Annotated in this window: 24 protein-coding genes; 22 read left to right on the forward strand and 2 right to left on the reverse strand. The window is 63.2% G+C overall.

Features of this window, described 5'->3' with window-relative positions:
• The first annotated feature begins 152 nt into the window (after positions 1-152).
• The 15 genes from DDE77_RS02115 to DDE77_RS02185 all read left to right on the forward strand — a co-directional run bounded on the left by DDE77_RS02115 (position 153) and on the right by DDE77_RS02185 (position 12,488).
• Positions 153-467: a gene transfer agent family protein gene (locus tag DDE77_RS02115; RefSeq protein ID WP_108395764.1), complete on the forward strand. Its 315-nt coding sequence runs from the start codon at positions 153-155 to the stop codon at positions 465-467.
• Positions 464-655 (forward strand): rcc01693 family protein, encoded by a 192-nt coding sequence (locus tag DDE77_RS02120; protein WP_108395765.1) that lies wholly within the window; start codon positions 464-466, stop codon positions 653-655. Before DDE77_RS02115 ends, DDE77_RS02120 begins: the two co-directional genes overlap by 4 nt.
• Positions 645-1,193 (forward strand): phage tail tape measure protein, encoded by a 549-nt coding sequence (locus DDE77_RS02125; protein ID WP_108395766.1) that lies wholly within the window; start codon positions 645-647, stop codon positions 1,191-1,193. The genes DDE77_RS02120 and DDE77_RS02125 overlap by 11 nt, the downstream gene beginning before the upstream one ends.
• A 151-nt stretch (positions 1,194-1,344) precedes the next feature.
• Positions 1,345-1,959 carry a DUF2460 domain-containing protein gene (locus tag DDE77_RS02130; RefSeq protein ID WP_108395767.1) on the forward strand — a complete coding sequence of 205 codons (615 nt, stop codon included), beginning with the start codon at positions 1,345-1,347 and terminating at the stop codon, positions 1,957-1,959.
• Positions 1,956-2,846, forward strand: a complete 891-nt coding sequence (locus DDE77_RS02135; protein WP_108395768.1) for a DUF2163 domain-containing protein — start codon at positions 1,956-1,958, stop codon at positions 2,844-2,846. Before DDE77_RS02130 ends, DDE77_RS02135 begins: the two co-directional genes overlap by 4 nt.
• Entirely contained in the window at positions 2,843-3,265 is a 423-nt protein-coding gene (locus DDE77_RS02140; protein WP_108395769.1) for an NlpC/P60 family protein, read from the forward strand. The genes DDE77_RS02135 and DDE77_RS02140 overlap by 4 nt, the downstream gene beginning before the upstream one ends.
• A gap of 24 nt (positions 3,266-3,289) precedes the next feature.
• Positions 3,290-6,964, forward strand: coding sequence for a baseplate multidomain protein megatron (locus DDE77_RS02145; RefSeq protein WP_157959614.1), 3,675 nt, complete (start codon positions 3,290-3,292; stop codon positions 6,962-6,964).
• A complete protein-coding gene (locus DDE77_RS02150) occupies positions 6,961-7,725 on the forward strand; it encodes a glycoside hydrolase family 108 protein (RefSeq protein ID WP_108395771.1) in 765 nt (254 codons plus the stop codon). The genes DDE77_RS02145 and DDE77_RS02150 overlap by 4 nt, the downstream gene beginning before the upstream one ends.
• Positions 7,726-7,787: 62 nt before the next feature.
• On the forward strand, positions 7,788-8,030 hold the full coding sequence (locus tag DDE77_RS02155) for a DUF1902 domain-containing protein (RefSeq protein ID WP_108395772.1): 243 nt from the start codon (positions 7,788-7,790) through the stop codon (positions 8,028-8,030).
• Positions 8,031-8,032: 2 nt separating this feature from the next.
• The gene (locus DDE77_RS02160) at positions 8,033-8,227 is read left to right on the forward strand and encodes a type II toxin-antitoxin system HicA family toxin (RefSeq protein WP_108395773.1); all 195 of its coding nucleotides are present in this window, start codon (positions 8,033-8,035) and stop codon (positions 8,225-8,227) included.
• A 53-nt stretch (positions 8,228-8,280) separates the two neighbouring features.
• Entirely contained in the window at positions 8,281-8,571 is a 291-nt protein-coding gene (locus DDE77_RS02165) for a PepSY domain-containing protein (RefSeq protein ID WP_108395774.1), read from the forward strand.
• Between the two features lie 18 nt (positions 8,572-8,589).
• Entirely contained in the window at positions 8,590-9,249 is a 660-nt protein-coding gene (locus DDE77_RS02170; RefSeq protein ID WP_108395775.1) for a response regulator transcription factor, read from the forward strand.
• A 12-nt stretch (positions 9,250-9,261) separates the two neighbouring features.
• Complete coding sequence (locus DDE77_RS02175) at positions 9,262-10,638, forward strand: sensor histidine kinase (RefSeq protein ID WP_108395776.1); 1,377 nt, start codon at positions 9,262-9,264, stop codon at positions 10,636-10,638.
• 59 nt (positions 10,639-10,697) lie between these two features.
• Positions 10,698-11,177 carry a hypothetical protein gene (locus tag DDE77_RS02180; RefSeq protein WP_108395777.1) on the forward strand — a complete coding sequence of 160 codons (480 nt, stop codon included), beginning with the start codon at positions 10,698-10,700 and terminating at the stop codon, positions 11,175-11,177.
• Between the two features lie 87 nt (positions 11,178-11,264).
• A complete protein-coding gene (locus DDE77_RS02185; protein WP_108395778.1) occupies positions 11,265-12,488 on the forward strand; it encodes a hypothetical protein in 1,224 nt (407 codons plus the stop codon).
• On the opposite strand, the gene DDE77_RS02190 is transcribed toward DDE77_RS02185, so the two are convergent.
• Complete coding sequence (locus DDE77_RS02190) at positions 12,485-14,479, reverse strand: FAD-dependent oxidoreductase (protein WP_108395779.1); 1,995 nt, start codon at positions 14,477-14,479, stop codon at positions 12,485-12,487. The two genes, DDE77_RS02185 and DDE77_RS02190, sit on opposite strands and share 4 nt — an antisense overlap.
• Positions 14,476-15,537 (reverse strand): hypothetical protein, encoded by a 1,062-nt coding sequence (locus tag DDE77_RS02195; protein ID WP_157959615.1) that lies wholly within the window; start codon positions 15,535-15,537, stop codon positions 14,476-14,478. Before DDE77_RS02195 ends, DDE77_RS02190 begins: the two co-directional genes overlap by 4 nt.
• A 123-nt stretch (positions 15,538-15,660) precedes the next feature.
• Between DDE77_RS02195 and ccmI the strand changes: the two genes are divergently transcribed.
• The 7 genes from ccmI to DDE77_RS02230 all read left to right on the forward strand — a co-directional run bounded on the left by ccmI (position 15,661) and on the right by DDE77_RS02230 (position 23,613).
• On the forward strand, positions 15,661-16,746 hold the full coding sequence (ccmI, locus tag DDE77_RS02200) for a c-type cytochrome biogenesis protein CcmI (RefSeq protein WP_157959616.1): 1,086 nt from the start codon (positions 15,661-15,663) through the stop codon (positions 16,744-16,746).
• The gene (ccmE, locus tag DDE77_RS02205) at positions 16,743-17,216 is read left to right on the forward strand and encodes a cytochrome c maturation protein CcmE (RefSeq protein WP_108395782.1); all 474 of its coding nucleotides are present in this window, start codon (positions 16,743-16,745) and stop codon (positions 17,214-17,216) included. Before ccmI ends, ccmE begins: the two co-directional genes overlap by 4 nt.
• Positions 17,217-17,355: 139 nt before the next feature.
• The gene (locus DDE77_RS02210; protein ID WP_108395783.1) at positions 17,356-19,329 is read left to right on the forward strand and encodes a heme lyase CcmF/NrfE family subunit; all 1,974 of its coding nucleotides are present in this window, start codon (positions 17,356-17,358) and stop codon (positions 19,327-19,329) included.
• Complete coding sequence (locus DDE77_RS02215) at positions 19,326-19,775, forward strand: cytochrome c-type biogenesis protein (protein WP_108395784.1); 450 nt, start codon at positions 19,326-19,328, stop codon at positions 19,773-19,775. Before DDE77_RS02210 ends, DDE77_RS02215 begins: the two co-directional genes overlap by 4 nt.
• A 154-nt stretch (positions 19,776-19,929) precedes the next feature.
• Positions 19,930-21,468 carry a Do family serine endopeptidase gene (locus tag DDE77_RS02220; protein ID WP_108395785.1) on the forward strand — a complete coding sequence of 513 codons (1,539 nt, stop codon included), beginning with the start codon at positions 19,930-19,932 and terminating at the stop codon, positions 21,466-21,468.
• Positions 21,469-21,532: 64 nt separating this feature from the next.
• Positions 21,533-22,204 carry a response regulator transcription factor gene (locus DDE77_RS02225; protein WP_108395786.1) on the forward strand — a complete coding sequence of 224 codons (672 nt, stop codon included), beginning with the start codon at positions 21,533-21,535 and terminating at the stop codon, positions 22,202-22,204.
• Between the two features lie 2 nt (positions 22,205-22,206).
• On the forward strand, positions 22,207-23,613 hold the full coding sequence (locus tag DDE77_RS02230) for a sensor histidine kinase (RefSeq protein ID WP_108395787.1): 1,407 nt from the start codon (positions 22,207-22,209) through the stop codon (positions 23,611-23,613).

A 23,613-nucleotide genomic window follows, 5' to 3' on the forward strand; every position in this document is an offset into this window, starting at 1 on the left:
TTCCCTGGGGTGGTTTCATGGTTATCAGAAGCACTAGTAGGCCTCATCCTGAGCCTGGCGAAGGACGAGGCCGTGGCAGCATCGGTGTGCCCACTCTCATGGTTCGACAAGCTCACCATGAGGTTTCAGGAAATTTGGAAGGGGTAGAAGAAATGGCGATCATCCAGCGCGGCGAGATCGATGCGGAGATTGGTGGGGAGAGGCGCACGCTTTGCTTGACGCTGGGGGCTCTGGCGGAGCTGGAGCAGCGCTTGCAGGCGGGTGATCTGGCGGGGCTGGCGGAGCGGTTTGGGAACGGGCGGGTGTCGGCGAGAGACCTGACGGCGATCATCGGGGCGGGGCTGCGGGGCGGGGGTCATGCGATCAGCGATGACGATCTCGCGCGGCTCAGCATTGAAGGCGGCATTCGCGGCGCAGCGGAAATAGCGGCGCGCCTGCTGCGGGCGACCTTTGGAGAAGCGCAATGAATGCCTTCCCCTGGGATGCGGCGATGCGCTTCGGGCTCGGCGTACTGCACCTGCCGCCGCGCGAGTTCTGGGCAATGACGCCGCGGGAGTTGGCAGCGGCCTGGGGCGCGGTGATGGGCGAGCGGAGCGGCCCGCTGGAGCGCCCGACACTTGAAACCCTGATGGAGCGTTTTCCCGATGCGCGATAGCTTTTTTCCCGACAGCTTTGGCGACGAGCTGGGCGATGTCTCCCTTGAGCTAGAGCGCATTAGCGATCTGGCGGACGGCGTGGCGCGCTCGATCAGCACTGCGTTTCGCGGAGCATTGCTGGACGGAAAGTCCTTCCGCTCGCTCCTGGGCGACATTGCGCGCAGCTTTGCCGATATCGCGCTCAAGGCGGCGATCAAGCCATTTGGTGATCTGCTCGGGGGCGTGGTGGGCAATCTCTTTGCTGGCGCCGATCCGGCGCTGGGCCAGGTAACGCCGTTTGCCAAGGGCGGGGTCATTGCGGCGCCCAGTTATTTTCCTCTCGGAAATGGATTGGGTCTGATGGGGGAGGCGGGGCCGGAGGCTATCATGCCGCTGCAGCGCGGGGCCGATGGTCGGCTCGGTGTCGCGGGCGGCGGTGGCGCGGTGCATGTGACGTTCAATGTGCAGGCGCAGGATGCAAGGAGCTTCGCCCGGAGCGAGGCGGAGATTTCCGCCATGTTGTTGCGGGCGGTGCGGCGGGGCTCGAGGGGGAGTTAGGGGCTCCGGCTGGATCGTCACCCTCGGCCTCGCCCCGAGGGCGTTGCACTTCCTATCCATCCAAAGTGAAGAGCCCTCGGGTCGAGCCCGAGGGTGACGATCTGTTGTGGGCGGGGGATGTGGTTACTTCTAAAATCTAAGGACCAAAGAAATGGCTTTTCACCCTGTTCGCTTTCCGCTCGATGTTGCGCTGGGGGCGCGAGGTGGGCCGGAGCGGCGGACCGATGTTGTTCAACTGGCCGGTGGGGGCGAGCAGCGCAACGGGCGCTGGCGCCATTCCCGGCGGCGCTACAATGCCGGCTATGGCGTGAAATCTCGCGCGGATATGGCCGAGGTCTTGGCGTTCTTCGAGGAGCGGCGAGGGCGGCTGCATGGGTTTTTGTGGCGCGATGGGCTCGATTATTCGAGCAATGGCACGACGCCAACGGCATTGGATCAGCTGATCGGCACAGGCGACGGGACGCGAACGGAGTTCGGCCTGACCAAGCGTTATGGGGCGAACTTCGATCCCTATCTCAGGCCCATTGCGTGGCCTGTGGCGGGCAGCGTCAGGATTGCCGTCGATGGCGCGGAGCTGACGGAGAACTGGAGCATGGATGGTGGGACGGTGTGCTTTGCCGTTCCGCCCGCTTCAGGAGCACAAATAACCGCTGGGTTCCTGTTCGACGTGCCGGTGCGGTTCGATACCGATCGCCTCGATGTGGAATTGAGCAGTTTCGACGGGGCGGAAGTTCCCTCCATCCCCTTAGTGGAGATCCTGCCATGAGGACGCTGGAGCCCGGGTTTGCCGCCCTTTTTGCGCAGGGTGAGACGACGCTGGCCAATTGCTGGCGGATCGAGCGGCAGGACGGGCTGGTGCTCGGCTTTACCGACCATGACGAAGCGCTGCGCTTTGGCGAAACGGATTTCGTACCGGCGCATGGGCTCGATGGCGGTGAGGCGCCGTCCAAGCTTGGCGCGCAGGTGGAAACTAGCGAGGTGCTGGGCATGCTCCATGCCGAGGCGATCAGCGAGCATGATATTCTGCTCGGCCGCTATGACGGTGCGGAAGTGCAGACCTGGCGGGTCAATTGGATGGAGCCTTCGCAGCGTCTGCTGCTGCGAACCGACACGATCGGGGAGATCGTGAGGGAAGACGGGGTGTTTCGGGCAGAGCTGCGCTCCGGGCAGCAGACTCTGAACCGCACACGCGGGCGCGTCTACCAGGGGATGTGCGATGCATCCGTGGGTGACGGGCGTTGTGGGGTGGATCTGGACCAGCCGGCATTCACCGCAACAGCGGGTGTGCTGGGGTTCGATGATCCTTATCGGCTCATCGTGGCGGGGTTGGAGGGATATGCCGCCAATTGGTTTGCCTTTGGCACGGTGATCTGGACGGGCGGGCGCCGCATTGGCCTGCGCGACGGCGTGCTGACGCATACCAGGAGCGGGAACACGGACATCCTGAGCTTTGCGGTCAAGCTCGGGGACTGGGTGGCCGTGGGCGACACGCTGACGGTTTTGGCAGGCTGTGACCGGCGCTTTGCCACCTGCAAGGGCAAGTTCGGCAATGGCGTCAACTTCCGCGGCTTTCCTCATATTCCAGGCAGTGACTATGTGCTGCGCCATCCGCGCAGCGGACAGGCCATGGACGGCCGGGCGGTGGTGAAATGAGCGAGGATGTGGTGCGAGCAGCGCGGCTGTTTCTCGGCACGCCTTATCGGCATCAGGCGTCGATGCCGGGTGCCGGCTGCGATTGCCTGGGCCTGCTGCGCGGCGTGTGGCGCATGTTGTATGGCGCTGAACCAGAGGCCATGCCGCCTTATCGTGCCAACATGCGCGATCCGCTCAATGCTGGTGCGCTGCGCCAGGCTGCCGAGCGGCTGCTGCTGCCTGAGGCAGGCGAGTTGCGGGCAGGGCAGGTGGTGTTGTTTCGCCTCCATCGGGCGACGGAGCCCAAGCACTGCGGCATCATGGTGAGCGCCGACCGGTTCATTCATGCGCAGGAACGGCTGGGTGTGGTGGAGGCCAATCTGACCGAAGGCTGGCGAGAACGAGTAAGCGCACGGTTCCGCTTTCCGCCAGCGCCCTAGCGCATCTCATTGAAGGAAAAGAACATGGCCACTTTGTCACTGTCGCTCGCTGGCCAATTCGCCGGCGGGCTTGTTGGCGGCCCGATCGGCGCCACGATCGGGCGTGCGCTGGGAGCGCTGGCCGGGAGTGCTGTTGATGGCATGCTGTTTGGCGAAACGCCGCAGCGGCCGGCCAATGACATCCGGCTGCAAGGGTCTTCCGAGGGCGGCGCCATTCCCCGGCTTTATGGCTGGAGCCGACTGGCGGGCAACATCATCTGGGCGCGTGAGCTGGAGCTGCTCAACGATGAGGATTCGGGCGCCAAGGCGATGGGTGCGCCGCGAGAAGACGAGGTGGGCGCGAGCTTTGCCGTGGCCTTTTGCGAAGGGCCGGTCAGCCGCATGGGGCGGATCTGGGCGGACGGGCAATTGCTGGACACCGAAGGTCTAACGCTCCGGTTTTACCGGGGCACAGAGGACCAATTGCCTGATGGGCTGATCGAGACGACGCAGGGCGTGGCGCCGGCCTATCGGGGGCTATGCTACCTCGTGGTGGAGCAATTGCCGCTCTCGCGCTTCGGCAATCGCATTCCGCAGCTATCGGTGGAGCTGTGCCGTGCGGTGGGGGACCTCGAAGGCGACATCGAGGCGGTGACATTGATCCCTGGTGCCACGGAGTTTGGCTATGACCCGGTGGCGCGGGTGCGGATCGTGGGACCGGGCGCGACCGTGGGCGAAAATGTTCATGCATCGGCTGAGGTCAGCGACTGGACCCTGTCCATCGACGAGCTGGCGGCGCTCTGTCCGCGCCTCGAGCATGTGGCTGTCGTGATTGCCTGGTTCGGCGATGATCTGCGGTGCGATCACTGCACGGTGGGGCCGCGGGTGGAGGCGGCCAGCCGCGACGTGGTGGGCGTTAGCTGGAGCGTGATGGGGCTGGGGCGCGGCGATGTGCCGGTGGTCTCCAGCCACAATGGTGGGCCGGCCTATGGCGGCACGCCTTCGGATGCTTCGGTCTTGGCGGCGATCGCCGATCTCAAGTCGCGCGGTATTGCGGTGACGCTTTACCCCCTCGTCATGATGGACATTCCGAGCGGCAATGGCTTGCCCGACCCTTATGGCGGCGCGGAGCAGGCGAGCTATCCCTGGCGGGGGCGGATCATGTGCGATCCGGCGGTGGAAGGGACGGCGGAAGCGGTGGCGCAGGTTCTGAGCTTTGCCGGGCGGTTTCGCAGCATGGCTTTGCACTATGCCGCGCTTTCGGTGGAGGCGGGTGGGGTCGATGCGCTGGTGATCGGCTCGGAAATGCGTGGGATGACGACCGTGCGCGGGCCAGACGAAAGCTTCCCGTTCGTGGATGCGCTGGTGGCGCTGGCGGCCGATGTTCGCCAAATGGTGGGGCCTGCAACCAAGCTGACCTATGCCGCGGACTGGAGCGAATATGGTGGCTACCAGCCGCCGGGCGAGAAGTTCTTTCACCTCGATCAGCTCTGGGCTTCGCCAGACATCGATGCGGTGGGGATCGACAATTACATGCCTATTGCCGATTGGCGGGACGGCACGGCGCATGCCGATGCTCCTTTGGGAGCGAGCATCTATGAGCTCGACTACCTCGCCGGCAATGTAGCGGGTGGAGAGGGCTATGACTGGTTCTACATGAGCGATGCCGACCGGCACGCGCAGTTGCGCACGCCCATCACCGATGGCGCACATGACGAGCCTTGGGTCTATCGGTTCAAGGACATCCGCAACTGGTGGAGCCAGCCGCATTTCAACCGGCCCGGTGGGACGCGCTCGGCGACGCCGACGCAATGGGTGCCCGGCGGGAAGCCGATCTGGTTTACGGAACTAGGCTGCGCAGCGGTCGATAAAGGTGCCAACCAGCCCAACATTTTTGGCGACAGCAAGAGCGCCGAAGATGGACGGCCTTACCATTCGAGCGGCGCGCCCGATCCGCTGATGCAAAGGCAGGCGCTTCGGGCCCATCATCGATTCTGGCGAAATCCTGCCAACAATCCTGCCGGCATGGTGGACGTGGAGCGCATCTACCATTGGACTTGGGACGCGCGGCCTTACCCAGCCTTTCCCGCGCAGGAGGACGTCTGGGCCGATGGCGTGAACCACCGCACGGGACATTGGCTGACGGGGCGGCTGGGTGGTGCGAGTAGCGACGAGATCGCTGTTGCAGTTGCGCGCGATCATGGGGCGGATTTGCGGGCTGAGCCTGCTGCGCCACTGATCGGGGGCTATGTGCTCGAGCAGGCGACAACGGCGCGCGATGCGCTGGAGCCGATCTTGCAGGTCACGGGGCTGAGCCTGCGCAGTCGTGCGGAGGGGTTGGAGCTTGCCAGCCCAAGACGAGATGAAATCGTCGTGCTCGATCCCGACGATCTGGTGCTTGAGGACGGGCCGGTGTTGTCGCGCCGGCGAGGTGATCCAAGTGAGGCACCGGGGCAATTCGTGCTGAGCTTTGCTGATCGCGAGTGGGATTACCTCACGGCCAGCGTCACGGCAGTTAATCACAGAAAGGGGCCGTTGGCGGGTGAGGCGTCCAGTCTGGTGCTGGACGGAATTGGTGCGCGCTTGGCGGCGGAGCGGATGCTGGATGCGCGGAGTGAGAGGCGCGAAACGCTGGAGTTCACACTTCCTCCATCGCAGCTGGCGCTGGAGCCTGGTGACGTTATCGACATTGCTGGACTTGCCGAAGGGCCGTTCGAGATTGTGGAGATCCGCGATGGCTTGAGCCGACACATCACGGCCCAGACACTGCCGGTGCCGATAGCGATTGCGACGGAGGTGGAGCGTGCGCCGCGTGCTGCTGCGCTGAACGCGGTGCGCTCGATACCCGTGGTGACCTTTGCACACTTACCGCCTAGGTCGGAGGACGGCGGTCGCTCCCGACTGGTTGTGGGTGCCTTTGCTTCTCCGTGGCCGGGCAGTCTCGATGTGGTGGACGATATAACGGGCGCAAGGCTCGTGCAATTGTCGCGCCGCGCAAGGCTTGGGGTCACCACCGCGGCCTTTGCTGTAGGTTCGGTTGGAGGCTGGGACGAGAGCCAGAGCCTAGAAATTGCGCTTTATGGCGGGCATCTCGCTTCGGTGACGCCGGACGCGGTGCAGGCTGGCAGCAATCGTATCGCAGTGCAAAGTGATGGCGGCGGCTGGGAGGTCTTGGGGTTTGCCGAGGCCCAATTGACAGCGCCTGGGCGCTATCGCTTGAGCAAGCTATTGCGTGGGCTGGATGGCACAGCCGCAGCGATGGGCAATGTCTCGGCTGGTGGGCGGGTGATGGTCCTTGATGGCCGAGTGGAAACGCTTCTTTTGGATGCGCAATCGCTCGGGCAGCAGCGGCAGTTCCGGATCTATGCGGGCCCAAGTGATTTGGTGGGCGCTGTTGTTTCCGTAACGACCAGCAATGCCCTCGCTCTGCCGCTCGCGCCAGTTCACCTACGAGCGCAACGGCTTGCCGGAGGCGATGTGATGCTGACCTGGGTGCGCGGCAGCCCAGTCGAAAGCGGCGGTGGCGAGAACTATGCGATCTCCATATCGGACGATGGCGCAGTCCTCCGTACCTTCGCCAGCGGTTCGCCCATGGCCATCTACAGCGCGGCCGAGCAGATCGCCGACTTCGGGGTGCTGCCGGACAGTTTTGATTTCACCATTGCACAGGTCAGCGCGGCGCTGGGCGCCGGGGCTGCAGGGGAGGGCACATTTTCATGACAAAGACGCGCTTCGAGCTTTGCCTCAACGAGGTGCTGCGGCACGAAGGGGGCTATGTCGATCACCCAAGTGACCCGGGCGGCGCCACCAATATGGGTATCACGCGCAAGACGCTGGCGCGCTGGCGCAAGGTTTCGCCCTGGTGGTCGCTGCCAAAATCGGCAGTGCAGGTGCTTGGGCGGGAGGAGGCGGCGCGCATCTATCGCGCCGGCTATTGGGAGGCCGTCAAGGCGGGCTCCCTGCCGCCCGGGCTGGACCTGGCCGTCTTTGACTATGCAGTGAACTCGGGGCCAAGCCGCGCCATCCGCGCTCTGCAGACGGAGGTGGGCACGAAAGTGGATGGCTATATCGGCCCCCTGACGCTTGCGGCCGTGCGGACGCGCATCACGCAGGAGGGTGCCTCGGAACTAATCGCGGCCTATTGCGCAAGGCGGCTCAAATTCCTGTCTGGGCTCAGCACCTTTGCCGTTTTCGGCAAGGGCTGGTCAGCCCGCGTTGCGGCTATCCGCGCGGCGGCCATGGGTGCGGCCGGCGCACAAATTATTCCAACAGAAACAAACCAGTGGAGCAAAACATTGAATCTGATTGATGGCTACAAAACCTATATCATCGCAGCAATCATGCTGCTGGCCGGACTTGCGCAGATCCTTGGCGTGGAACTGCCGGCGCTGGATGGTCAGGCGGCTGGGCACCTGGTGATGGAAGCGCTTGCCGTGATCTTCCTGCGCAAGGGCCTCAAGGGCGATATCGGCAGGGCGTAGCGGCCTTGTTGCAAGATCGTCAAATGTACTCATATTAAGATTAGCCGCTGGGAGCCTGGTTTATGAAGCATTCTTCGATAATCGTTCGAGCACAATGGGACGAGGAGGCCCGCGTCTGGGTCGCTTCCAGCTCGGACATCGGCGGTCTTAGTGTAGAGGCCGACACTATCGAGAACCTAAATCAGAAGGTCTTGGCGGCAATTGCTGACCTTATCGAGTTGAACGGCTTTGAATCCGACCTTTCAGAAGTCCCGGTCCACTTGCTGGCCGAACAGCTTTCCCGCATTCCTGTCCCGTCGCACTAGCTGTGGCGGGATATCTTCGTGAGTTGAAGGCGCTCTTGACCGCTGCGGGCTGCTATTTTGTGCGGCAGGGGCGGGGGGATCATGAGGTTTGGTATAGCCCCATAACCAAACAACACATCATCATAGATGCTGGTACGAAATCGCGGCACACAGCAAATGAGACCCTGAAGCAGGCCGGATTACCGAAGGCATTTTGAGGTCTTCGCCTCATTCATGTCCCATTCAGCAAGCTCCCCCTAGATTAGCAGGCATGAAAACCTTGATCAGAGAATTCTGTGCACCTTTTGCCGTCGCCGTGGCGATGAGCTTGGCCGTTGCCGGTGTGGCCAATGCAGCATGCCTTGATAACCGGCAGATCCAGCAAGCCGTAGCTTCGGGTGAAATCATGTCGCTGGCGCAGGTACTCTCGTCGGCAGGGATTGGCAGCAATGCCGAAGTGCTGAGCGTCCAGGTGTGCGATGAGGGCGGGCGCCTGGTCTATGTGATCGGCGTGTTGACACCCGAAGGGGAAGCACGGAATCTGGTTCTGAGCGCGACCTAAGGCGCAGCTGGGGCGAATATGCGAATTCTTGTTGTGGAAGACGATGCCAATCTCAATCGGCAGCTCAAGGAAGCGCTGACCGAGGCAGGCTATGCGGTGGACGTGGCATTCGACGGGGAAGAGGGGCACTTCTTGGGCGATACCGAGCCCTATGATGCGATCGTGCTGGATATCGGCTTGCCGCAGATGGATGGGCTTTCCGTGCTCGAAGAATGGCGCCGGGCGGGCAAGACCATGCCCGTGCTGCTGCTGACCGCGCGCGATCGCTGGAGCGACAAGGTGCAGGGCATCGATGCCGGTGCCGACGATTATGTCGCCAAGCCCTTCCACATGGAAGAAGTGCTCGCCCGTATCCGCGCCCTGGTGCGCCGGGCTGCAGGCCTTGCGTCCAACGAAATCGTCTCTGGATCGGTGCGGCTCGACTCGCGCTCTGGCAGGGTGACGGTGGACGGACAATCGGTGAAGCTCACGAGCCACGAACTGCGGCTCCTCAGCTATCTGATGCATCACAAGGGCAAAGTGATCTCCCGCACTGAGCTGACCGAGCACCTCTATGATCAGGATTTTGACCGCGACAGCAACACGATCGAAGTCTTTGTTGGTCGCCTGCGCAAGAAACTGCCCGAGGACTGCATTCAGACCGTGCGCGGACTTGGCTACCAGATCGCTGGCGACTAGGCCCTGGAACATATGGGCAAAGGGTCGATCGCAGCATCGCTGTTCTGGCTTTCAGCGGGCTGGCTGATCATTGCGCTGGTCGCAACCGGATTTCTGCTGACCGACCTTTATTCCCGCGCGCTGGACAATTCGCTCGCCGACTCGCTCGACTTCCAGGTGGAAAGCCTGACCGGTGCGCTGCTTGAAACCGGCGATCCGGCAAGCGACGAGATCGGGGTGACCGATCCGCGCTTCGACCGGCCCCGGTCGGGCTGGTACTGGATGATCCGCGACGCGGACGGAACGCTCTACAACCTTTCGTCTTCGGTGGTCGGCATCAATGTGCCGGCAATGATGGGCCCGCCCGATGCGCGGGGTCGCCGCACGGCTATTGTGGATGATGCATTCGGCACAAGGCTGCGCGTGGTAGAGCGCACGGTGACCCTGGCGCCCCAGACCTACCAGATCGTAGTGACAGGTAATCTCAGCGAGATTCTCGAACTGGTGGAAGGCTTCCGGGGACAAACCTTTATTGTTCTGGGAGCAGTCGGCGTGATGCTGGCCATCATGAGCGCCATCGTTGCGCGCTTTGCCATGCGACCTATTTCCAAACTGAGCCGCGCCATCGAAAGCGTGCGGGAAGGGGAAAGCGTTGCCGTTACAGGAACCTATCCCCGCGAGATTGCGCCCTTGGCCGAAGAGGTCAACGAATTGCTGCGCTCCAATGCGCAGATCATTGAGCGCGCCCGCAACCAGGTGGGCAATCTCGCTCATGGCCTCAAGACGCCGATAGCCGTGTTGCGCAACGAAGCCTCAAGTAAGAAAGGCGGGCTTGCCGATGTTGTCCTGGTCGAGAGCGACAAGATGAGCTCGCTGGTATCCACCTATCTGGAGCGGGCACGGCTCGCGGCGCGCACCTCCGTTGTGGGCAAGAAGGCAGATAGCGCCGCGATCATGCTGCGGCTGACGCGCGTCATGCGCAAGATCCATCCGGACGTCACCATCAGCTTTCAGCGACCCGACCCTTCGCTGCCCTGGTTCCGCGGCGATGAGGCCGATCTAGAGGAAATGGCCGGCAATCTCCTGGACAATGCCTGCAAATGGTCCAAGGGGCAGGTCGAGGTGCGGCTTTCGAGCGAGCGGGGCGAAACCGGCACCATGCTGCTGATCCGCATCGAGGACGATGGCATGGGGCTCAGCGAAGAAGATGCGCAAAAGGTGTTGCGCCGTGGCTTCAGGCTGGACGAAAAAACGCCGGGAAGCGGGCTGGGGCTCGATATCGTCAAGGAACTGGTGGATGTGTATGGGGGCTCGCTGCTGCTGAAACGCTCGGCATTGGGCGGACTATTGGCCGAGTTGCGCTTGCCAACAGCGCGACTTGGGAGCATCAGCAAGCCAGCGGCGGCGTGACGCACTTTTGCCGCAATAGATCAACAAGAGCCTTCCCATCCGCTAACGAGATAAACCAGATGAACCGCATCGCCCTTCTTGCTACTCCCTTGCTTGGCTTGTTTTTGGCTGGCTGCTCCAGCACCGGCACCACGCAGGTGGTTCAAGCGCCTGCGGCGGTGGCTCCGGCACCGGTATTCACACAGCCCGTAATGCCGACCCCGGCCCAGACCACGCAGCAGGCCCTGGCGACCACCAGCGTCGCCAATGGCTTTGTGGATGCGGCGGCCCTCTCGCGTATGACGGCAAAAGATTCGGCCCAGGCCAACAGCGCGCAGTTCTATGCGCTGCAGTTCGGCCGCCCTGGCGCGCCGCGCGTTTGGACAGGCGACAATGGCACCACCGGCTCAGTGGGGGTTGGCCCCTATGTGCGGGTCAACAATCTTGATTGCCGCGACTTCACGCACACCGTGAAAGTGGGCGGCCAGGAGTTTGTCAAGAAGGGCACGGCCTGCCGCGAGCAGAACGGCAATTGGACAGTTGAGAAGGGCGCCGCATAAGCGGCTTCGCCCACCAGCGCAGGGCAACAGGGATCGTTTACCATCACCTTGTAAGGTGAGGGGTAAGTAGTCCCAGCCCTGCGATCGATGTCCCAAGCCACGAACCGATCCCCACATGTCAACGCCGCGGCGACACCCGTTCCGGCGCGGAGCGGCAACAAGGCGCTGTTGCCCTTTGCCGGCCTGATCGAGCCCGTGATTATCGAGGAACCCGCGAGCCACGACTTTGCTGGCTGCGTGGCGCGCCCATATGCCCAGGCGGCGTGGGTCTGGATCTATCGCGATCTTTGCCCCGATTTGATCCGGCGCGACGCGATCGACGCGGGCACCTTTACCTCAGCCGACCTCGAACCCATCATACCGCAAATTCTGGCGCGCATGAAGGATGCGTTGGCGCGGGCCAGCAAGGACGCCGAAGAAGCCCGCCGACTGCGCGCCATGCTGGGCGGGGATGAAGAGCGTGCAGCTTTGCCGTCCGTGCTCAACGCCTTGCGGGGCAGGGCGCTGTTTGGCAAGGCGCAAACCTTTGGCCGCGCCCTCAACACCATGACCGATGATGCAGCATTGGCCAGCGCGCTGCAGTCCATGCCCTTGCAGGATCCATCCCTGGCTTCCCTGCTGTTTCATGGGGCGCTTGGGCATGTCGCCAATCCGACGCGCCTTGTAACGGCCGTGATCAAGATTGCTGGGAGCGGCTCGGAAGGGGCTGTGGCGCGGATCGGTTTCGGCCCGCTGGTCGAAGCCATTCTGGCCCACGCGCATAACCAAATCCATCTCATGCGGCCAACCAGCAGCACATTTGCCGATTATGATCTCGTATGCCGCGCGCTGGACCGCTTCCATCGCCTCGTCCGTTCGCTGACCGGCTATATCGAGTTCACGCGCGGCAGCTTCTGGGCCAGCATTCTTTCAACCAGCACCAAGCAGGCGTCTGACTTTATCGAGCCGCGCCTGCGGGATGTGGTGCCAAACATCAACCTGGCGCTGCGCCGGGCGCGCGAGGGCACCGCCGATCGGCTGGATGCAGATCGGATTCTGGCAGCGGTCAGTGGCACATATCTCCTCAGCACCGTGCGCGCCTGCCGTGATTCCCTGGCGCTCAATGCCACGTTCGACCAGGTCTGGAGCCAGTCGGCGCAGGCGTTGGAGCATCATCTCCAGCGCAATCTGGATCTCCACCGCGAAAACCCGGGCGATGCTGTTGTATCGGCCCGGCTCGAGGCCGGCATCAAGATGGCCGAAATCCGCTTCAATCCCGAATATGCCGAAACATTGCGCCGGGCGCGCAGTGCCGCGGAGCGACGCGTCTAGGCCGAAGCCTCCAGGCGAACTGCGATCGGGCTGTTGCCTTCGCGCACGAAAGCGGAACCGCGCGTGAGGGCGGAGGCGGCAAGCAGGGCGAGCGTCTCGCCTTCCTTTACCCGCATGACGACCCCGATGGCCTTGTGCGGGTCGCTCTCATCGGCATTGGCATGGATCAGCGCGCCCACTTCAAGCCGGCGATTGTCTGATGAGACTTTGAGGCAGATCGAGCTTTCCCCACCGAACCTGCACAGAAGATATGCAGGAACCCCGTCGGGCGATCGCCCAGCCGCTTTTTCAGCCCGAAAGTCACGTCTGCCCACCGGGATCAAGGCAACCCGCTCCTGCGCAACAACCCCTGCGCTTTGTGCCGGGATGGCCCCTAATTGAGTGCCGGCGACGATGTCCGCGATGGCGAGCGGATGCGGCATGTCGGCCAGCGACCAGCTTGCCTCTTTCGCCCCAAAGGGCAGCCAGGCCGGCCAGCGCGAGCGCTTTCTCTGTGGCCGTTCGATATAGCTTTGTCCACCATCGAGATAGGCCGGCGCAGGGGATTCTACATTGCTCCTCGCGGACGGGGCAGGGTCATCCGGCGTCTCATAGATCGGATCGATCAACCGCTCCTCGACGGAAATGCTACGCCGGTTCAGAACCTGCGCGACGGCAGCCTTGCCGCTTCTGAGGCACGCATGATGGCTGATATAGCCTGCCGCACTTCCGGCGAGGGCAATCCCCGCGGGACCCTTGAGGATCGGGTCCAGTCGGCCAGCCGGGTTCCATTGGCTTTCGCCGCCCGCCATGTGCCAAAGCGTTAAGTCCGGCTGCCATCCCCCACAAACCACAAGGCGATCGGCGCTCAAGGCGGTCTCGGCCGGGCCGGGGTGGTGCAGGCTCGATTGGGGGCTCACCAGCAGCGCCCGGCTTTTTGGCGCAAGCTTTGCTTCCCCCGTGATGGTTCCGGAGGCCATGGTGATCCCATAGGCCTTGGAAAACTCGATAAAGCGCGATTGCGGATCGGTTCGCCCATCCATGATACGTCCAACGGCGACGCCGGCATCCGTTGCCAGCATCGCAAGGCGATAGGATGCATTGCTCACGGTCGAGAAGAGCGCGGTTTTGCCTGTCCAGACGCCGAACTGCTGGGCGAGATGATAGCTTTCAAGCGTCGTGGCCACCCCCGGCAGCCTGTTTCCAGCAAAAACCGGCAGCCGCTCGATGACGCCGGTCGCAACCACGATGCAGCGCGTCGGTATATCCAAAATCCGGCCGGCAGGCACGCCACCGACCATGCCAACACTATGCACCCGGACAGTTCCGGGTCGCGCGGCAATGGCTTTGGTGCCGAGCATCACATAAACCGTGTGATCCTGCGCAATGGCCGCAACCAGGCGCTGGATGCTTTGGTCAGGCGCCTCTTCCCCCTCCTGCGAGCCATAAAGACTGGCATAGCCGCCAAGGCTCAGGCTCGATTCCACAAGGGTGACGCGCAGACCAGCCTTCACCCCGGCAAGAGCTGCTGTCATCCCCGCAATACCGCCGCCAACAACCACAAGATCGGTCTCGGCGCCCGTTTCGGCATCACTGTCCAGCCATGGCTGCAGCATGGCCTGGGGATCATCCAGGTCCAGGTCCAGCGAACGCGAGGGTTTAATGAGCGCCATGGCCGCGCTTAGTGGCGCTAGGCGCCCAGCGCCCAGGGTCACATACTGTGCACCATCCGTCGCCGGCGTGCGCTCCATGGGCAGCGCCTTAGCCAGATTGTCCCGGTGTGCGAGAGGCAGCACAGCGGGCGCATGGCGCAGGCTCAGCGCCAGCGGGCAGCCATCGCGCGAGCCGACGCTATCATATCCCGAGGCTATCACGGCGCTCAGAACTGTATCGCCTTCGAACCCTGAAATGGTTCTGCCATTGAGCCGGAACTTGATCGGACGGCTGCGGATGATGGCGCTGCCTGCGAAGTGCCGCGCCCGGGATTGGAGGCGATCGGGTTGATCTTTCAAAGCGGATCACCCCATTCGGCTACACTCGAAAGGGCCGCATCACGATCCACCAGCCGGGCCGCGAACCATTCCTTTTCCTCTGGGCTGCCGGTTCCAGCAAGCCACCGTGCAATGGCCGGGGCAAAAAACGCGCCGCTCAAGCCAAAGCCTGCAACCAGGTCCGGCCCCGTCCCACCGACGCGCCCAACCACCGGCGCCCGGTCGACCGCAACGATACGCTGATAGCTCGATTGCCCCGCCTGGCGAATCCTTTGTGCTCCAAGCCCCGCCGCGACAGCCTGGCCAACCTGCTCGATCGCCCCGGGTCCAAGCGCCACAAGCCCCCTCCGGAACTGCTGTGAAAGCACCAAACCACTATCCAACTGGTACATGAGCCTGCCCGGCAGCGGCTTGCCCGTCTCGGTTAACACGGTACTCGCCGCGTGAGCCGTGATAATCGCCGGCCAAGTTTCCGCCGAGAGCTGGCCAAGGATCGCCCCGTCATCGGCCAAAACCGTCTGCCCGATTTCGTATCCCTGATCGTCCGCAACCACCACCGTACTGCCATCGGGCTTCAGCACGAGCGGCGCATCCATCGGCGCCCGCGCCACGCCAAGGGACAGCAGCCAGCGATCAAGCACGGGCTCAAGGGTTGCCCGGTGCAACAGCAGCGCATCGCGAAACACAAAGCCTTGCTGCCCCTCGTCCAGAACATGGGGACGCACGCGCTCGGCGGGCACGCCAAAGGCCTGAGCCATATGGCTGATGTGCCCCAGCGCCTCGATCCCCTCGGACATCGCTGCATAAAAGATCGGATCGATCCGGGACACGGCGCCGCGCGCCCCGACCCGGTTCAGCAGCTTGTGCGTTTCGCGGGTGAGCTTGCAGAGCAAGGACCAGCTCTCCGGACGCGTCAGAGGTGCAACCGAAAGTTCAAGCCCCCGCGGCAACCGATAGCCCGATTGGCTCTCGCCCTGAAATAAAACCGACTTCTTGTGCACGCTGGCCAGCAGTCCTGCGATCAACCGCGCCTGTGGACTGGCTCCCAAAACTGCAAAGTCGACATGCCTTGCACTCATGCCCCGGCACGAACCTGTGGCAATGCGTCCGCGCCGATCACACGTGTTTTGCTGGTTTTTGAGCACGACGCGCTTATACAGGACCTATTCCTGCCGCGAGCCGGCACCGAGCGCCTGGGGCCAATGCTTTTCTGGTTTGTTGCCACTGCCGTTACCGTCATCGCCTGCGCTGCCCTTTACTACGCAGCGGGTCCACGCATGGTCAACCAAAGCACGCCACTTTCGGGCGATCCCAACAGCCATTTTCGCCTCCTGCTTGACGGGATTGAAAGCGATCGCGCCAGCGGCAAGCTGGGCGAGGCGGAAGCCGTTGCGGCAAAAGCCGAGCTCGCCCGCGAAATCCTGCGCGCCAAGGCGGATCAGGACGGGGCACGGACGGCATCTGCCAGCCTGGGTCGCAAGCCACTCGCCATCGGCCTTCTTGCCGTCGCCTTTTTGGCACTAGGCCTTTACGCGCTCCTTGGTAGCCCTAACCTTCCAGCCCAGCCCTTGGCAGATCGCCCCGAGCTTGCTGCTGCAAACCTGGACCTCGGAAGCGCTGTTGCGCGGATCGAGGCAGCCCTTGCTGCCAATCCCGATGATCTGCAGGGTTGGTCCGTGATCGCCCCTGCTTATGTTGAGCTGGGCCGCCTCGAAGATGCGATCCGGGCCTATCGGCGCGTGCTTGAACTGGGCGAGCCGACCGCGGCGGTGCAGACAAGCCTTGCCGAAGTCCTGTTGCTCCAGGCCAATGGCGCAGGCTCCCCCGAAGCCATGGACCTGCTGGAAGCCGCGGCCCAGAGCGATCCCAACCATGTCCTCTCCCGGCTCTATCTCGCTTCCGAGTTGACCCGGCAGGAACGCTATCCCGAAGCGGTCGATGCCTGGAACGCGGCAATTGCCCTGTCCACGGGCGAGGAGCTCTGGCTCTCCGCAGCACAGGAAGGTCTCCGAGTGGCGCAAAGCGGGGGCACCGCCGAGGCTGAGGCCCAGCAAGCCCAAATGATTGCGCAGATGGTTTCCGGCCTGGCCGAGCGCCTGGCACAAAGCGGTGGCTCGATCGAAGAATGGGCGCAATTGGTGCGCGCCTATCTTGTGCTGGGCGACGAGGAAAAGGCGCAAGCGGCCTATGACGACGCCGTCCGGGCCTTTCCGCAGGCCTTTGATCGCGGCGACCTCGACACCATCGCCCTGGGTGCCGGCCTGAAACTCAATGGAGCGACGCCATGACCATGCCCGCAACGATCCGCAAGAAAAGCTGGACGCGCAAGCAGAAGCGTTTGGCGACTATTGGGGGCCTTGGCCTTGTGCTCGCGCTCTCCACCACGCTGGTGCTGATCGCCCTTCGTGACCAGATCGTCTTCTTTTATTCGCCCTCCGACGTCATCAGCAAGGAGGTCGTTCCCGGCCAGGCGATCCGGCTCGGCGGCCTCGTCAAGGACGGCACCTGGCAGCGCGACGGGCAAAACAACAGCTTCGTGGTGACAGACGGGGCAAACGACATCTCGGCGAGCTATGTCGGCATCCTCCCCGATCTGTTCCGCGAAGGGCAGGGCGTGGTGGCGGAAGGCAGCCTCGGCCCCGAAGGCAATTTCCAGGCGACCAACGTTTTGGCCAAGCACGACGAGAACTATGTTCCCAAGGAAGTCGTGGACGCGCTCAAGGCCAGCGGCGAGTGGCGGCCGGAGGCTGGGCAATGAGCGATCTGAGTTGTAATCCCCACCTGACCTCCCCCTGGGAGGGGGAGGAATTGCATCGTGGTTGTGTCGCGATGTTGCCCCGAACACAGCGCCTAACCTCCCCCTCCCAGGGGGAGGTTAGGTGGGAGGCTCACCAACCATGAGCATCGAACTCGGCCATTTCGCCCTGATCCTGGCTTTTGCGATTGCCACCATCTCCACCATTGGCGGCTATCTGTTCTGGCGAACCGGGCTGCGCATTGCCATGGTCCTGAGCCAGGGAGCCATTCTCCAGTTCATCCTCGTGGCTGTCGCGTTCGGGGCGCTGATCCAGGCCTTTGTGGTTTCGGACTTTAGTCTGGCGCTTGCCGTCAATCACTCCCACTCGCTTAAGCCCCTCCTGTTCAAGATCTCGGGCGTCTGGGGCAATCACGAAGGCTCCATGGTTCTATGGATCCTGATCCTGGTCGCCTTCGGCGCCATGGTGGCAGCCTTTGGGCGCCGTCTGCCCCATGATCTGCTCGCCCTTGTGCTGGCCACCCAGAGCCTGCTCACGGCGGCTTTTGCGGGATTTACCCTCTTTACCTCCAATCCCTTCGAGCGCGTCTTTCAACCCCCGCTCGAGGGCAATGACCTTAACCCGGTCCTGCAGGACATCGGCCTCGCTATCCACCCGCCGCTGCTTTATGCCGGCTATGTCGGGTTCTCCATCTGCTTCTCCTTTGCCGTGGCGGCGCTGATCTCGGGCCGGATTGATCAGGCCTGGGCGCGCTGGGTCCGCCCCTGGACCATGCTGAGCTGGACCTTTTTGACCCTGGGCATCGCCATGGGCTCCTACTGGGCCTATTACGAGCTCGGCTGGGGCGGCTGGTGGTTCTGGGACCCGGTGGAAAATGCCAGCTTCATGCCCTGGCTTGCCGGCACGGCGCTGCTCCACTCGGCGCTGGTGATGGAAAAGCGCAACGCGCTCAAGATCTGGACGATCTTTTTGAGCATCATCACCTTCTCGCTCTCGCTACTGGGCACGTTCCTGGTGCGCTCGGGCATCCTGACCTCCGTCCACACCTTTGCCAGCGACCCCACGCGCGGCCTGGTCATCCTCACCCTTCTGGCACTGGTGATCGGTGGCGCTTTCTTCCTGTTTGCCCTGCGCGCCTCGTCCCTGCGCCAAGGGGGGTTATTCGCGCCCGTGAGCCGCGAAGGCGCACTGATCCTGAACAATCTTTTCCTCGCAACTGCCGTCGGTGCCGTGCTGGTCGGAACGCTTTATCCGCTCCTGCTCGATGCGCTCACCGGCACCTCCATTTCCGTTGGCGCTCCGTTCTTCAATCTAACCTTCGGCGCGCTCATGGCGCCGCTTCTTCTGGTCCTGCCATTCGGCCCGCTTCTGGCCTGGAAGCGTGCTGATGTGGTCAATGCCGCCCAGCGCCTCATGGCCGCGGCAGGTCTTGCCATCTTTGTCACCATTCTTGTTTCCGCCCTGGGCGGCGTTGCCCTTTCGCTGGCGCCGCTTGGCCTGCTCCTGGGCTTTTGGGTGGCATTCGGCGCCGTTGCTGAACTGGTCGACAGAAGCAAGCTCGGCCGCATCCCCCTGGGCGAAAGCCGGCGCCGCCTTGTCGGGCTGCCCCGCACAGCCTGGTCCACCGCCATCGGCCATTTCGGCGTAGGCGTCACTGTGCTGGGCATTGTGTCCACCACCGCCTGGGAAACCGAACTGGTTACTCGCCTTAATCCCGGCGAAACCGCTGTTCTGGCCGGCTACACAATAGCATTCGACAGCTTCGAGCAGGTGCCGGGCCCCAACTACATTTCCGACCAGGGCCACTTCACCATCACCGCGCCCAATGGCCGCACCCGCCAGACCATGGCCGACCGGCGCACCTATGTCGCCAGCGGCATGCCCACCACGGAAGCCGCCATCGAGACCTATGGCTTCTCCCAGCTCTATCTCCAGCTTGGCGAACCTCTGGAAGACACCCACGTCGTCCGCGTCTGGCACAAGCCCTATATCACGCTGATCTGGCTGGGCGCCGTGCTGATGTCTCTCGCGGGCTTGCTCTCGCTCACCGATCGCAAGCTGCGCATCGGCGTTCCCCAAAAGGCGCGCAAGCCCGTCGCGGAGCCAGCCCAATGACCTGGCTGCGCGCTCTGCTCCTGGCCCTCTCTCTGCTTGCCGCCCAATCGGCCGCAGCCGTCAGCCCTGACGAAATGCTCGCCGATCCCGCCCTTGAACAGCGCGCTCGCGACATTTCGGCGGAACTGCGCTGCCTCGTCTGCCAGAACCAGTCCATCGACGACAGCGACGCCGATCTAGCGCGGGACCTCCGCGTCCTTGTCCGCGAGCGCCTCGTCGCTGGCGACAGCGACGAAGCCATTCGCCAGTTCCTGGTGGACCGTTATGGCGAGTTCGTCCTGCTCAATCCGCGCGTCAACAATCACACCCTGCTGCTGTGGGGCGCAGCGCCCGTGCTGCTGCTGGCAGGGCTCCTTGTGCTGTGGCTGATGGGCCGGCGCCGCCGCGCCGCTGCACCTGGGTTAAGTCCCGAGGAGCAGGCAGCATTGGACGAGTTCGAGTCCTGAGCCATTGATCGGCCGGGCGAAAACCCTCGTCCTCTGCCCCAATCCTGCCCGCAACATTGCCAAGGTTTAATGTTCGGGCAACGTGCATGAAAGATCGGGCGTTCCATATATAGCCCACAAGCTGTTGAGGGCTTGCCGAAGGAGATTGGTATTCATGCGCTCGACTATTCTTTCGCGTACTCGCCGTTGGCTGGGGGCATCGGCCCTTGCCATGCTGGTGGGCATTGGTGGGGTATCCACTGCATTCGTCATGACCGGCCAGACCGCTACTGCACAGGTGCAGCCGGCAGCTCAAATCGTTGTTCCCCAGGCCGCACAGCCCCAGGCCGGCTTTGCCGACCTTGTTGAAGCGGTCAAGCCCGCCGTCGTTTCCATTCTTGTGGAAGCCGAGGAAAGTGCGGGCATGATCCAGCGCCGCGGCGGCGGCCAGTTCAATTTCAACTTCCCCGATTTGCCGCCCGATCACCCCTTCCGTGACTTCTTTGACCGCTTCGGCGGGCCCGGCGGTCCTGGTGGCCGCGGCATGGACGGCCAGGAAGCGCCCCGTCGCCAATACATGGCAGCCGGTTCAGGCTTTGTGATCTCGGCTGATGGCTATGTCGTCACCAACAACCACGTTGTTGAGGACGCAACTAAGGTCACCGTCGTGTTCGATGATGGCTCCGAGCAGATCGCAGAGATCGTCGGCACCGACGAACGCACCGATCTGGCTGTGCTCAAGATCGAAGGCACCGATCTGCCTTTCGTGAGCTTCGAGACTGAAGCTAGCCGCGTGGGTGACTGGGTCGTTGCCATCGGTAACCCGTTTGGTCTCGGCGGCACCGTCACTGCTGGCGTGATCTCGGGAGCCGGCCGCAATATTGGCGGCTCCAACTATGGCGATTTCCTGCAGATCGACGCTGCGGTCAACACCGGTAACTCGGGTGGCCCAGCCTTCAACACCCGTGGCGAAGTGGTTGGCGTCAACACCGCCATCTATTCGCCAAACGGCGGCAATGTGGGCATCGCGTTCGCCATCCCCGCGGCAACCGTCAAGGGCATCGTTGACCAGCTGATCAACAGCGGCACCGTCACCCGCGGCTATCTCGGCGTCGGCATCCAGGATGTCAGCCGTGACATCGCCGATGGCGTTGGCCTTGCCGAAGCCAAGGGCGCGATCGTCAGCAATGTCGCCGAAGATGGCCCGGCGGGTCCCGCCGGTATCCGTTCCGGCGACATCATCACTGCCGTTGATGGCGACCCGATCGATGACGCGCTCGACCTTAGCCGCACCATTGCCGGCAAGGCTCCCGACACCACGGTGGAACTGACCATCTGGCGCGACGGTGCCGAGACCAAGGCTTCGGTGAAGCTGGGCACGCTCAACGAAGAAGCCGCCGCCAGCGAAGAACAGCCGGCTCCCGCCCCGCAGGCTCCTGTTCCCGGCGAAACCAGCGTTGGCCTGACCCTGGTTCCCAATGCTGATGGTTCAGGTGGCCTGCTGGTGCAGGATGTTGAGCCTGAATCGCAGGCCGCACAGAAGGGCATCGCCGTTGGCGACGCAATTCTGGAGGTCAACAACACGCCGGTGAACTCGATCGAAGAGTTCGAGTCCGCGATCGAGGCGGTAAAGGCCAAGGGCCTCAACACCGCACTCGTCAAGGCTAGCCGCGATGGCAATGCCCGCTTTATCGGGCTGCCCTTGAGCGAGTAAAAGACCATCAGCCCCGGGGCTCAAGTCCCGGGGCTGTTCTTGTGAGTGAGTGCGGAGCGTCGCCGTGAAGATTTTGCTGATCGAAGATGATCGGGAGGCCGCGGCATATCTGATTCAAGCACTGGATGAAGCCGGGCACGTCACCCACCACGCCGCCGATGGGGAAACCGGCTATGCCATGGCCTCGGGCATGGACTACGACGTTCTGATCGTCGATCGCATGCTGCCCCGCCGCGATGGCCTCTCCATCGTCGAATCCCTGCGCGCCGAAGGCGACAAGACCCCGGTCCTCATCCTTTCCGCCTTGGGCGAAGTGGACGACCGCGTCACGGGCCTGCGTGCCGGCGGGGACGATTACCTCACCAAGCCCTATGCCTTTACCGAGCTTCTGGCCCGCGTCGAGGTCCTCGCACGCCGCTCCAGTCCCTCGGAGGCCGCTACCAGCTACGAGGTCGGTGGCCTTTCCCTTGATCGCCTCTCCCGCAAGGTCGAGCGCGATGGCGAGCCCATCCTCTTGCAGCCGCGCGAATTCCGCCTCCTCGAATACCTCATGAAAAACGCCGGCAAGGTCGTGACACGCACCATGTTGCTCGAAAACGTGTGGGACTACCATTTCGACCCCCAGACCAATGTCATCGACGTTCACATGTCGCGCCTGCGCTCCAAGATCGACAAGGGCTATGCCACCCCGCTGCTCCATACCGTGCGCGGCGCCGGCTACATGATCCGGGACTAGCCTTGTCCCGTTTCGCGCAACTTTGGCGAACCTCCACGGTCAGGCTGACGGCAACGTTTATCCTGATCTTTTCCCTGTTCGCTATCCTCCTGCTGGCCTTCATCACCTGGCAATCAAGCGTCCAGATTCAGCAGCAGCAAGCCAAGGACATCGACCGCGAAATTGCCGCCCTGCAGCGCCTCGATGCCACCGGCGGCATTCGCGCCCTGGCCTTTGCCCTCGAGCGTATTTCTCGTGCCCCAGGCCCGGGGGTCTATTATCTCGGCGACATGACCGGCCAATACCTGCTGGGCAATGTCACCGACATTCCCGCCAATGTCATCCTCGAGCCCGGCATCTACGCCTTCGACTATGAGCGCGCCAATCCCCTCACGGATCCCCCACCATCGGCAGGCGCCGACAAGACCGGCTTTGCTGTCGTGCGCTCTGTCGTCCTCAACAATGGCATGCGCCTCGTGGTGGGGCGCGATGTGGTCGAACGTCGCGGCTTTTCGGCCATCATCGTCCAGAGCTTCCTGCTTGGCGTCATCGGCATCATCCTCTTCTCGCTGATTGCCGGCGGCATCACCGCGCGCCGCGTGCTCAAGCGCATCGACACAATCCGCGATACCTCCACCAAGATCATGTCGGGCAATCTGAGCGAGCGCGTCCCGGTCACCCGGCGCAATGACGAGTTCGACGGCCTTGCCACCAACCTCAACGCCATGCTCGACCGCATCGAGCAATTGCTGCAAGGCCTCAAGCAAGTCACCGACAACGTCGCCCACGACCTCAAGACACCACTGACGCGCCTGCGCAACCAGGCCGAAGCAGCCCTGCGCCACGGCGCAGACGATGAAACTCGCCAACAAGCACTCGAAACCACGATTCGCGAAAGCGATCGCCTCATCCAGACCTTCAATGCCCTCCTGATGATCGCCCGAGCGGAAGCCGGCGCACCCTCTGGCACCCTGACCGATATCGACGTCAGCGCCGTGGTGGCAGACGTTGCCGAGCTCTACGGTCCCGTCGCCGAAGATGAAGGCATTCTCATCCAGACCAGCATCACCGAAGGTGTCCATTTGCGCGCCAATCGCGAACTGATCGGCCAGGCCATGGTCAATCTTTTGGAAAACGCCGTCAAATACGCCAAGCCCCAGGGCGATGGGGAAGGGCGCGTCACCGTTGGCCTGCGTCGCCATGCCGACCGCGTCCTGATCGAAGTGGCCGACAACGGCCCCGGCATTCCCGAGGAAGATCGCAAGCGCGTGCTGGAGCGCTTCGTGCGCCTCGAAAAAAGCCGCTCCGAACCTGGATCCGGCCTCGGCCTCTCCCTGGTCGATGCCGTGACACGCCTCATGGGTGGCCAATTCCGGATCGAAGACAATGCGCCAGGCGTACGCGCCGTGATCGACCTGCCGGCCCTCTGA

Origin of the sequence: Devosia submarina (assembly GCF_003056345.1) — a bacterium.
Classification (GTDB): Bacteria; Pseudomonadota; Alphaproteobacteria; order Rhizobiales; family Devosiaceae; genus Devosia; species Devosia submarina.